The organism is Gordonia sp. 852002-10350_SCH5691597 (genome assembly GCF_001665715.1).
Lineage (GTDB): Bacteria > Actinomycetota > Actinomycetes > Mycobacteriales > Mycobacteriaceae > Gordonia > Gordonia sputi.
Map to the genome: position 1 here is coordinate 1 of NZ_LZMO01000020.1, position 10,578 is coordinate 10,578.

13 protein-coding genes, 4 tRNA genes, 1 pseudogene and 1 riboswitch are annotated in these 10,578 nt (G+C 63.4%); of the genes and pseudogenes, 9 read left to right on the top strand and 9 right to left on the bottom strand.

All coding sequences use genetic code 11. The features are described 5' to 3' along the window. Positions 1-626 precede the first annotated feature (626 nt). On the top strand, positions 627-2,462 hold the full coding sequence (locus A5777_RS01405; protein WP_064861386.1) for an HsdM family class I SAM-dependent methyltransferase: 1,836 nt from the start codon (positions 627-629) through the stop codon (positions 2,460-2,462). Positions 2,463-2,590: 128 nt separating this feature from the next. Further along, a complete protein-coding gene (locus A5777_RS01410) occupies positions 2,591-3,421 on the top strand; it encodes a hypothetical protein (RefSeq protein WP_064861387.1) in 831 nt (276 codons plus the stop codon). Positions 3,422-3,511: 90 nt separating this feature from the next. Here the strand turns inward: A5777_RS01410 and A5777_RS01415 are convergent, their stop codons facing one another. Then, complete coding sequence (locus tag A5777_RS01415) at positions 3,512-4,123, bottom strand: hypothetical protein (RefSeq protein ID WP_156529252.1); 612 nt, start codon at positions 4,121-4,123, stop codon at positions 3,512-3,514. 62 nt (positions 4,124-4,185) lie between these two features. Between A5777_RS01415 and A5777_RS01420 the strand changes: the two genes are divergently transcribed. Further along, complete coding sequence (locus A5777_RS01420) at positions 4,186-4,512, top strand: hypothetical protein (protein ID WP_064861389.1); 327 nt, start codon at positions 4,186-4,188, stop codon at positions 4,510-4,512. On the opposite strand, the gene A5777_RS24520 is transcribed toward A5777_RS01420, so the two are convergent. From A5777_RS24520 to A5777_RS01450, 6 genes are all read right to left on the bottom strand, one after another. Further along, positions 4,496-4,741: a hypothetical protein gene (locus A5777_RS24520; protein ID WP_156529253.1), complete on the bottom strand. Its 246-nt coding sequence runs from the start codon at positions 4,739-4,741 to the stop codon at positions 4,496-4,498. The genes A5777_RS01420 and A5777_RS24520 overlap by 17 nt on opposite strands. 217 nt (positions 4,742-4,958) lie before the next feature. After that, the gene (locus A5777_RS01430) at positions 4,959-5,522 is read right to left on the bottom strand and encodes a hypothetical protein (protein ID WP_064861391.1); all 564 of its coding nucleotides are present in this window, start codon (positions 5,520-5,522) and stop codon (positions 4,959-4,961) included. Positions 5,523-5,593: 71 nt separating this feature from the next. Continuing rightward, a complete protein-coding gene (locus tag A5777_RS01435; RefSeq protein ID WP_064861392.1) occupies positions 5,594-5,989 on the bottom strand; it encodes a VRR-NUC domain-containing protein in 396 nt (131 codons plus the stop codon). After that, positions 5,989-6,237: a glutaredoxin family protein gene (locus A5777_RS01440; RefSeq protein WP_064861393.1), complete on the bottom strand. Its 249-nt coding sequence runs from the start codon at positions 6,235-6,237 to the stop codon at positions 5,989-5,991. Before A5777_RS01440 ends, A5777_RS01435 begins: the two co-directional genes overlap by 1 nt. A gap of 177 nt (positions 6,238-6,414) precedes the next feature. After that, complete coding sequence (locus A5777_RS01445) at positions 6,415-6,621, bottom strand: helix-turn-helix domain-containing protein (protein ID WP_064861394.1); 207 nt, start codon at positions 6,619-6,621, stop codon at positions 6,415-6,417. Positions 6,622-7,010: 389 nt separating this feature from the next. Continuing rightward, positions 7,011-7,082, bottom strand: a tRNA-Val gene (locus A5777_RS01450). A gap of 234 nt (positions 7,083-7,316) precedes the next feature. Here A5777_RS01450 and A5777_RS01455 point away from each other — a divergent pair. The 3 genes from A5777_RS01455 to A5777_RS01465 all read left to right on the top strand — a co-directional run bounded on the left by A5777_RS01455 (position 7,317) and on the right by A5777_RS01465 (position 7,579). Beyond that, positions 7,317-7,389 (top strand) — tRNA-Gly (locus A5777_RS01455). Positions 7,390-7,411: 22 nt separating this feature from the next. Continuing rightward, positions 7,412-7,485: transfer RNA gene (locus tag A5777_RS01460), tRNA-Cys, on the top strand. Positions 7,486-7,504: 19 nt separating this feature from the next. Continuing rightward, positions 7,505-7,579: transfer RNA gene (locus tag A5777_RS01465), tRNA-Val, on the top strand. A gap of 107 nt (positions 7,580-7,686) precedes the next feature. Here A5777_RS01465 and A5777_RS01470 read toward each other — a convergent pair. Then, entirely contained in the window at positions 7,687-8,349 is a 663-nt protein-coding gene (locus tag A5777_RS01470) for a hypothetical protein (protein WP_064861395.1), read from the bottom strand. Then, positions 8,348-8,444: riboswitch (TPP riboswitch) on the top strand. (Overlaps the previous gene by 2 nt.) On the opposite strand from A5777_RS01470, the gene A5777_RS01475 reads away from it, so the two are divergent. From A5777_RS01475 to A5777_RS01485, 3 genes are all read left to right on the top strand, one after another. Continuing rightward, on the top strand, positions 8,416-9,210 hold the full coding sequence (locus A5777_RS01475; RefSeq protein ID WP_156529254.1) for a 3-oxoacyl-ACP reductase: 795 nt from the start codon (positions 8,416-8,418) through the stop codon (positions 9,208-9,210). (Overlaps the previous riboswitch by 29 nt.) A 23-nt stretch (positions 9,211-9,233) precedes the next feature. After that, positions 9,234-9,443 carry a hypothetical protein gene (locus A5777_RS01480; RefSeq protein ID WP_064861396.1) on the top strand — a complete coding sequence of 70 codons (210 nt, stop codon included), beginning with the start codon at positions 9,234-9,236 and terminating at the stop codon, positions 9,441-9,443. Positions 9,444-9,661: 218 nt separating this feature from the next. Further along, the gene (locus tag A5777_RS01485; protein ID WP_442903000.1) at positions 9,662-10,246 is read left to right on the top strand and encodes a GNAT family N-acetyltransferase; all 585 of its coding nucleotides are present in this window, start codon (positions 9,662-9,664) and stop codon (positions 10,244-10,246) included. A 46-nt stretch (positions 10,247-10,292) separates the two neighbouring features. On the opposite strand, the pseudogene A5777_RS01490 reads toward A5777_RS01485, so the two are convergent. Continuing rightward, positions 10,293-10,508: pseudogene (locus A5777_RS01490) on the bottom strand (alpha/beta hydrolase); the annotation flags it as partial. Positions 10,509-10,578 lie beyond the last annotated feature (70 nt).

Below are 10,578 nucleotides of genomic sequence, written 5' to 3' on the forward strand. Positions count from 1 at the left end.
GTCAAGAAATAGCCGAAACCCACCCTATTGTGACGTGATACACAGCCAGCTCGACGTGTCGCTTTGGGAGTACCCCAATATGTCGAATGAGTGTTCGACTCCCCTGGGGTTCCATCAGGCGTGCGCGACTGGCTCGGTGAAGGAGCGTGGATCAACACCCCGGGCGGCCCGGTCTCCGCTCGGCTCTGAAGTACGGATGACCAGCCTGCCCCGTCATCGTATTGCCGGTGACGGGGCGGGTTCGTGTTCGTTTGCCCTGCCGTCATCGGGACGGTTCAGCGGACGGGACTTGTGCGACAGTTCGATCTGGTGCTCTACCGCCGTTAGACATCGCAGCGATTGTCCCGGTGAACGACCGGCTTACGGACAGGGTTGCGCGACAGTCAGATGGAACCGTTCGGTGCGGTTGGTGCGTCAGATGACCGTGACTCTCGACGACTGGCTGGCTCTGATCGCTGTCGTCGCTGGTGCCGCCTGGTTCTGGATGAACGACCCGGAGCGGGGGGATTGACGGGTGTTGGTGATGCCGGGCGAGCGGTGCCGCAGGCGGTTCATCGTGTGATCTAGTGTTCATCCTCAATGGTTGTCACGGATTGATGATGATGTTGTCGTGAGAGGGAGCGTGCATGGCGAACGAGCGGATCACCGAGGACTTGGTCGAGGCTGGCCTGCGCAAGCTCGGCTTCTACGACGACGACGAGAAAGTGATCGTCGAGAAGCAGCAGTCCGCGGTGGAGTCCATTCGGTCAGGGCTCTCCAAGGCGTCCAAGAGCGGTAAGGGCAACTCCGGTTATCCAGAGTTCATCATCACGTCGCCGGGCACTCCGGACATGGTCGTGCTGGTCGAGTGTAAAGCGAGCACGAAGTTTCACGAGTCCCCCAACCGTGACCGACCGAAGGACTTCGCTGTAGACGGGGTACTGCACTACGCCCGCTTCTTGTCGCCGAAGTACACGGTGATCTGCATCGCAGTGTCCGGGCACGCGCGCAACACCAGGTGGTCGTTTTTCGTTATGCCGAAGGGTACTCACGACGTCAAGGCCCTGGTGTCTCCGCAGGGTGCGGCCATCACCTCGATGATCGGCATGGACGACTTGATCCGTGCCGCATCGTTTGATCCCAGTGTCCAGCGGCAGCGAGAGAAAGATCTGATCTCGTTCTCTCAGGAGATGCACGAGTTTATGCGTGACGAGGCAGAGTTGGAGGAGAAGGAGAAGCCGTTGGCCGTGGCCGGTACGCTGATCGCCCTGAACGACGACGTGTTCTCCAAGACCTACGACGCCTACTCGGCGAAGGATCTACCGGCCTTCTGGATTCAGTCGATCAAGAAGGTCATCCAGGAAGCGAAACTTCCCAACGCCAAGCTCACGAACATGACCCAGCCGTTTACCGGTATCCAGGTCCATCCCGAGCTGAGCAAGGCGACGAAGGCGTATCCCAAGGGGCTTCTGAACGAGATCGTGACCATGCTCGCTGATCACGTGATGCCGTTCATCACCGTCTACCACGACTTCGACGTTGTCGGCGCCTTCTACGGGGAGTTCCTCAAGTACACCGGTGGTGACGGTAAGGGATTGGGGATCGTCCTCACACCCAAGCACGTCACTGAACTCTTCAGTCTGCTGGCAAACGTGAACAAGGACGACGTCGTCCTCGACATCTGCGCTGGGACCGCGGGGTTTCTGATCTCAGCGATGAATCGGATGATGAAGTCGGCGACAACCGAGGCCGAGGTCGAGTCGATCAAGAAGGATCGGCTGATCGGGGTCGAGCAGAATCCATCGATGTACGCGCTGGCGGCCTCGAACATGATCCTGCGCGGCGACGGTAAGGCGAACCTGTACCAGGGTTCGTGCTTCGATACCGCAGTCTCCAAAGGGGTCAAGGCGCACAAGGCCAATATCGGAATGATCAACCCGCCGTATGCGAAGTCGAAGGAAGACCTGCACGAACTGCGCTTCGTCGAGCAGATGCTGGACAGCCTGGATAAGGGCGGAACGGGCATCGCGATCGTGCCTGTGTCGTGCGCCACCGGTTCGAGCACCCACAAGAGCAATCTGCTGGAGAAGCACACCCTCCAAGCCGTGATGTCGATGCCGCCCGAGCTGTTCTATCCTGTCGGAACAGTTACGTGCGTCATGGTGTTCGCTGCCGGAGTGCCGCACGCGCAGAGCAACCGCAAGACGTGGTTCGGTTACTGGCGAGAGGACACATTCGTCAAAGTGAAGAACCTTGGGCGTGTGGACAAGAACGGGACCTGGCCGGGAGTGCGCGACCGTTGGGTCGAGATGTATAGGAATCGTGAGGTTCATCCAGGCCAGGCCGTCATGCACCAAGTCGACGCGGGCGATGAATGGATCGCCGAGGCGTATATGGAGACTGACTATTCGTCGTTGACGCGCGACGACTTCGAGGCTGCCCTCAAGGAGTACGCGCTCTTCATCCTGAAGACCTCCGAGTGACACGCGAGAAGAGGACGGGCATGCAACGGCTGGATGAGGTGTTTCATCTCCGCTATGGTCAGTCGCTCGAGCTCAACGCGCTAGCGCAGGTTGAACCACCCGCAGGCGTAAATTTCGTATCGAGGGCCATGCGGAATAACGGTGTTACAGCCCGAGTACAAACGACCGTACCTCTTGGCCAGGCCGGTGAGATCACCGTCGCACTCGGCGGCAACGGTGTTCTCTCGTCATTCGTGCAACCGGAACCGTTCGTGTGCGGCCGGGACGTGATGATCCTGAAGGCCAAGGACTCCACGATGTCGCTCGAAGAGAAGATCTGGTGGTGCCGGTGCATATGGGAGAACCGGTACCGATTCTCGTACGGACGCCAGGCCAACAGGACGCTTGGGTCTCTTCTGGTGCCGAGCGAGGTTCCGGATTGGGTTCACTCCGCATCACTCCCAACGCTGTCATGGACCGGCCTCTCTGATCTCGGTCCGGTGACCGGGAGCTATGCCGGTTCGCCCGACGACGTCGTTCCGATCACCGAACATTTCGACATCGAGTACGGTCACGGGCTCACGTTGAACGGTCTGGCGCAGGCCGACGCGCCGGAGGGCGTGAACTTCGTCAGCCGCAAGACGAAAGACAATGGAATAGCAGGGCGCGTGCTTGTGCCGAAGGGAGTGACTCCGGCTCCAGCGGGCACTCTCTCGGTCGCACTGAGTGCGACGCCGCTGGCCACCTTCTTCCACAGCGAGCCGTATATCACCGGCTATCACGTCGCAGTCCTCAAACCGAGGACCAAGATGTCGGTTGGGGAGCTGTTGTGGTGGAAGATCGCCATCGAAGCGAACAAGTACAGGTACTCATACGGACGACAGGCGAACAGAACCCTGGCTTCGCTGCAGGTGCCCGCGTCCCCACCAGCATTCGTGACCGAGGTGCTGGAAACCGGATCGTCGACCGCGACTGCGTGAGAGGGAACGACGCAGCGGGTTTCGCGGCTCATGCACCTGTGGAATGGCGAGAGGAGGACAAGGGCAACTGGGAGGTCGTGGGCCAGTAGGTCAGGCGACCGCACCGCAGGTACAAGCGGGTACGAGCTCGCGGAGCACCTGCTCGCAGGCAGAGCTCGGCGTGATCGCCTCGTGGACGCCGAGCGGCAGCGCCTGCCATGGCGGCAGGCAGCTCTGTCCAGCGTGACCCATGCCGAAGATGACGGTGACACCGAAGTGCGTGAGCGAGGTCGCGCACTCCAGCAGCGCCATCCGGTCCGCGTCCATGGAGCGGGGCGACCCCGCGTAATCCACGCCGCCGCCGCGGTACACCACGAGCACGTGCCGCCAGCACGGCGCGGGCGGCGTGCGGTGAGCCGACCGCACGAGAGCCGCGAGCGTGACGGCCTGGGGCTCGAAGGTGCGGTGGTCGAACCCGGCGAGGCACACGAGATGCTCCTGCTGTAGGAGCCGCGGGTCGGCCCGCGCGAGCGTCTGCTGCACATCGGCGAGGGTCGCCCCGCCGGTCGCGGGCCCGAGCGTCGTAACACGCAGCGGTAGCGGTTGCAGGCGGGGCAAGGTGGACGGCAGTGGCGGCGGCACCGCCAGGCGCGCAGCGGTCGTGAGTGTCGGGACTGTGGGGGTGGTCGTCGGCATGTTGGCACCCTTGGGACGTACGTGCAAGTTGGGGCCAGCATAGCCGCAGGTGGGCGCATCGCGCGGGAGGCGGAGCTAACCTCGTGCCCATGGCGAAGGCGTCGTGGCACAGGCAGGTGGACACCTGTCGCGGTTTCGAGGTGGACGCGGGGCTGGCGGGGGTCATCGAGGCCTGCTGGGACCGCGGCTGGACTACGCGGTATTCGTGCCAGGGCGGGGCGATGTGGGGCACTCCCGGCCCACGCCTGGCGTACATCATGTTCGCTGATCGGGAGAGCTTGACGAGCTTTATCGACGTTGTGACGCAACGCCTTTCGCGGGATGTACTCGCTGTCGATGAAGCCTGCGAGGCCGTCGTCCGCTTCGAACCGTCACTGATACCGGAGATCGAGCGGGTGCTTAGTCATCCTGGTTGAGCGGCGGCGGTATGAGGCCGATTTTGTCGATCTCGTCGTCGTACTCCGTCGGCTCACAGGCGATGCAGGAGTCGGGGTGCGGCTCCCACGACCACTCCCAATTCGTCCGGCGAAGGACGTATCTTCCGTCAGCGGTAAGGAACTCGGCGTCGTCGGTTGGGTTCACGGGCAGTGCACCGTGCGGGGCCTCGAGGTCCACCCCGACCGTGGTCGAGAGGAGATCGGCCATCGGCTGATAATGATGGCGCGCTCTATGGGCTGCGTCATAGTCCTCGAGCCGGCGGGTGAGCGTGTCCATCTGCTGAGCTGGAGTCATACGCGCCCACTTGCGCTTTGCCCGACAGGTGCGGCACCCAAGGTGGTCGTGGATCGTGCGGCGCTCGCACCTGGCGCACTCACGCACGAACTGCGACGGCGGGGGCGTCGGCGCTCCATCAGGCTGAATGTCAGGCAGCATCATTGGCCTCCCCCACGCCCGCCGAGATGATCACGCGGACATCATCCGGGCTGGAGACGTCGTATAGGAGGGCGAGTTGCGCGGCCGTTGTGCGGTCATGGACCGCGACTGCGAAAAGCAGCTCACCGGCAATTGCCGTCTGGATGCTCAGGATGCGGCCGACGACGGCGGAGCCAAGGTCGATGAGCGTGTCGCCCACACTCAGTTCGTGCGCGAGTACCTGGACCGCGGCATAGGCGAACCCGGCGGCGGTCGTTCGGTCAGCGGCGTCGCGGACGCACTGGATGACGGTGGCATCGGCGCCTTTGATGCGCAGCTCCGCGAGCAGTCCCTCGAGGTGATGTGATGCGACTGGCTGGTGGAGAAGCACTTCCGCGAGCTGCGCCGGCTGGCTGGCGGCGGCGAGGCTGGCGGCTGCACCAGCGACGACCCCTGCGGCGGCGCGAATGACGACGAGGTTCGGATCGATGTCGGGGTCAGCGAGGGCTCGAGCGGTGTCGACGGCGGCGGTGATGGACTCGGCGAGGGTGACGGGTGTGACGAATGAAGACATGAGGGCTCCATGTCGAGGTGATGGCGTGATGGAAGGCCCACCCTAGCGCGCCCCACCGACGAGCCGTCTGCCTACGGCTGCAGGGCCATCAGCACATGCGGTCGCCGGCCCGGCAGCGGCGCGTCGTGCGGATCGCGCTCGGCGATCGGCACCGAAGGGCGGACGAAATACTCGGCGAGCACCTCGTCCACCGCGGTGCGGGAGTCAGTGACGACGACGTGTGCGCCGTGGTCTCGCATGGTGGTGATCATGCCGACCTGTGAGGGTCTCGGCTTCTCCCCCGGCCGCTTGACCTCCACGAACAGGCTGACGGCATCGCCGGGGGCGTCGTGGCCCAGCAGCAGCCGGTCCGGCACCCCGGCATGACCAGGGCTCACGTACTTGTGGCACAGGATGCCCAGGTCACGACACCGATCGACCAGGTATCGCTCGACAGTGCGCTCCAGCGGTCGGGGTCGGCCGGCCATCAGGCGGCGAGGTCGCGGAGTGCCTTGCGACCGTCGACGCCGAAATGTGGTCGGTCGTCAATGATTGTCACCGGCGTCGCCGGGTGGTGGCCCGGCCGGTAGGCGTCGAAGATCGAGCGCAGCAGCGCCTCGGCGGCGGGGTCCTCACGCACGTCGCGGACGTCGGCGGTCAGACCGGCCTGCTCGATGGTTCTTTCCACGAGGCGGCAGGCGGGGCAGTTGCTCTGACTGAGAATCGTGATCGTCATACTTCATTCTACCGCGAATTACGTTGCGGCACAACGCTTTTGAGCAAGAGTGCGTTTGTGTGAGCAGTACGATTACAACACCCACATTCCATCTCTGTGTCCACATCTCGTAGGCGCTGACTGCAGAGTGATTGATAGAGCAGCCCCCTCAGATATGCCCGAGGGGGCTGCTCGGCATCACGCCGATGAGGCGCCATAGATATACGCGCGCAGCGACGCCGCAGGAATCTGGACGATGACGCCGCGCTTGCGGGGACGCAGGGGACGCAGCTCACCAGCGGCGATCAGACGGTCGACGGTGTCCTCGCTGACAGCGAGACGCTCTGCGACCTCTGCCTTGCGAAAAACACGAAGATCGTCGGTAGTGGAGGAGTTGGCAGGCACGAGCCCACCCCCTTTCGAAAGAGGTGAGCGCCGGCGCGATTCCCTTGGGGGCCTGCCAAACCCGGTTCCAAGCTCCACATTGCGCTACGGGCCGGGGTCGGGGCAGTCGTGGCTCTGCTATCCCGGCTTGATCTGAGGCCGATGTCATTTCGTCGGAGGGAGCCTATCCCCTGTGGTCCGACTAGGCGCGCCCAGCCTTCTGGACTGGGACACCTACAGGGTACTGAGATGGCGCAAGTATCGGCAAGTTGATTGGAACCATGACATTTGAGGTGCCGCGACATTCGGTAGGGTTCCGCATCCCAGATACCCACCAAGTACCCATCGGCCTATTTCCCAGTGTCCGGTGGAAAGCAAAAAACCCGCTGTCACCAGCGGGGTCATCGTCGTGGTCCCGGCTGGGATCGAACCAGCGACCTTCCCGGTGTGAACGGGACGCTCTTCCACTGAGCCACGGGACCGCGCGCGACGCGTAGAGGCGTCGGTGCACGAGGGGAAAGACTACACGGATCGACGCTGGGAACCCAAATCGCGGTCTGGCGGTGCGTCTCGGCGCGATCGCGACTCCCACCCGCTGCACACATCCTACTTTGCGAGGCTCTGACCAGGCGATTTGGTAGAAGCGTGTCGGTCGGATAATGTTCTGCATCGCATCGCGAGCAACAAATGGTCCACAAGATCTGCTCGCGAAGCATGCGGATGTAGCGCAGCTGGTAGCGCATCACCTTGCCAAGGTGAGGGTCGCGGGTTCGAATCCCGTCATCCGCTCGGCGCGAGTCGACTCGCATCTGGTGGTGTGGCCGAGTGGTGAGGCAACGGCCTGCAAAGCCGTGTACACGGGTTCGATTCCCGTCGCCACCTCCAAACCACCAATTTCATACCCGCGCGATTAGCTCAGCGGGAGAGCGCTTCCCTGACACGGAAGAGGTCACTGGTTCAATCCCAGTATCGCGCACCATGAGGTCCCGCTGTTCGCAGCGGGATCTTTTCGTTTCGCGCCTGGGTCCGGTTGTGTGGGATGCAGGGGTACAAAAATGCCCCCGAGGATCCCACGCAACAGCCGATCTACCCCCTCCGGATGGCCTCGACACTACGTTGCGCAATGACTGCCTCATCCAGAGACGCGGGGCGCAAACCATTCGGCCGGCCCGCGAGCTGATCAAGGAAACTGAGCAACGCCGTTCGGGCGTCTGCGCCGGATGCCTCGACGAGGAGGTCGTCGTCCACCCGCAGAGTCCCGTCGTCGACCCGATAGAGGCGACCGACATCGTCACGCGCCGCCACGTGGAATCCCAATGCGACTTCTGCGGACACCTCGACATGGACCTCCGCCGCTCCGATATGCAGCAAGGCGCGCCCACCGCTGTCACTCAATCCATCAGTGGCTGAATAGAACTCAGTGTCAATCGCCTCCACTCCCGTGTTCGGCCAGATGAGATCAATGAGGTGAGTCAGGTGTATCCCGAGATCGACAAACGATCCCGATCCTCCGCTGCGGGGATCGACCATCCACGACGCGTCGCCGTCGAACACGCCACGACGTCTGCCGTCGTGGCCGAATGTGAACGAAGCATGAACAGGAGGCGCGGCAAGTAGCTCCAGGAAGCGCGCGACGGCAGACACGTGGTGCAAGAAGAAGCCTGTCGCCGCCGGCACGTCACGCAGCGTTGCCGCGACGGTGCGTGCGTCGTGCTTGCGTTCGCCACCCGAGTGCGATCTGATTGCCACAACTGACACGGGGTGCCGACACGAGGTCGGCTGAGATCACACCCGCAGAACCTGCTCCAGTTAGCACTGGCGAAGGGATGGTCCGAAAATGCTGCAGCGCCATCTCTTTCCGAGCACGTCGTACTGATCACCGGCGCGGGCCGCGGACTGGGCGCAGCGATCGCACGCGCCGCGGCCCGTGAGGGTGCCCGCGTGGTCGTCAACTATCGACGCAGCGCCGACACGGCAGCTGCGCTGGCGGCAGAGCTCGGCGACCGAGCCGTCGCCGTCGAAGCCGACGTGACCGATCCCGGCGCGGTGCAGGCAATGATCGACGCTGCGACAACGCATTTCGGCACCCCGATCACGGCGGTGGTGAACAACGCCCTCCCCGACTATTCGTTCAACGGCGACGCCCGCTCAACGGCCGACACCATTACCACGGCAGAACTCGACGCCCAGTTCCGCGGAATCGTCGGCGGCGCATTGACAGTCGTGCAGGCGACCCTTCCGGGTATGCGAGAAGCCGGTACAGGACGCATCGTCAACATCGGCACCAACCTCGTGCAGAATCCCGTTGTCCCGTATCACGACTACACAGCAGCCAAGGCTGCTCTCCTGGCGCTCACTCGCACGCTCGCCGCCGATCTCGGCCCGGACAACATCACAGTCAACATGGTCTCCGGCGGACTCCTACGCACCACCGACGCCAGCGCCGCGACACCTCCCGAGATCTTCGATGCCATCGCCGCGCCCACTCCCCTGCGGTCGGTCACGACTCCCGAGGAATTCGCCGACGCGACACTGTTTTTCCTCTCACTGGCGTCGCGTGCAGTTACCGGACAGAACCTTGTCGTCGACGGCGGCCTCGTCAAGGACTGAGCGTTGACAGGCATACTGCGAGCATGAACATCGACTATCGCCCGGGCAGTTTCACCGTCGTCGACGCATCAGGCCGCGAAGCCGCCTTCGATGGCGACCAGTACAAGTGGGAGATCACCGACGGCATGCTCATCGTCAACGCCATCACCACCGAGGGCCAGGGCGCTATGCCGTATGAGGTGACCGAACTACGCGAGATCTACGCGGGCTCGTGGCGACTCTCGCTGGGGTGAATCCAACGGTTCGTCAATCCGAGGGTTCGTCGTGGCCAAGGCTTTCCGATCGCCCTCCGACGCCTTAGCGGCGGTCGTAGAATCGTATGCATGACTGCTGATATGACACCCGGCTGCGACAACCCCGACTGCACCTGCGGACCCGACTGCTCGTGCGGCGCCAACTGCTCCTGCGGAAAGAAATAGCGCCGTCTGTGCCACTCGATCCGACCGGCCCAATCACCGCCGAAGCTGCACCCGAACAACATTTCCAGGACAGGTTCATCGTCGACGTCGTGGTCGACCCCTCGCTCGCCGCCGACGTCGCCGAGGTAGCTGCCGCCACCTTCCCCCTGGCCTGCCCGCCACACTCGTCACCCGCCGACATCGCGGGTTTCATCAACGCCAACCTGGCCGAGGCGAACTTCGCTGCGTACATCGCCAGCGACGAGAGTGACGTGCTGGTCGCCCGCACACCCGACGGCACGACGGTGGGCTACTCGCTCGTGCACCACCGGCCACCCTCCGACCCCGACGTCGCCGCCGTGGTCGTCGAGGCACCGTCGTCGGAGCTGTCGAAGATGTACGTCCTCGCCGACCATCACTCGCGGGGACGCACCGACCCGCCCGGACAGTTGTTGATGCTCGCCGCGATCGAGACGGCACGCGATCGCGGCAGCGTTCTCGTCTGGCTCGGCGTCAATCAGGAAAACGTTCGCGCACAACGCTTTTACGCCAAGATGGGATTCGAGCGCGCCGGTGTCAAGACCTTCGACCTCAACGGCAGCATCGAGAACGACTTCATCCTGACCCGACGACTCTGATCCCGCAGGCTCTGATCACCACGGCCCAGGCCGCCCGACGGCGCGCTCAGCGCACCGGAACGTCGAGCGCCTTCGCGATCGTCGGCCATGCGCGGTGCAGATCCTGGTTCCAGTAGCCCCATGAGTGCAGACCCTGACGGAAGTTGTAGGTGATCTTCACGCCCGCCCTATCGGCCTTCTGTTTGAAGGCCTTCGTGCACTGCAGGGCGGCACTCTCGAGTGCGCCACCCACCGGCGAAGCAATGCCCGCCACGCCTAGTGTCGCGTTTCGTTAGTTGGTTTTCGGTTGAGCTTTCTTGAGAATCTCCTCGACCGGTTTCGTCCACACGAAG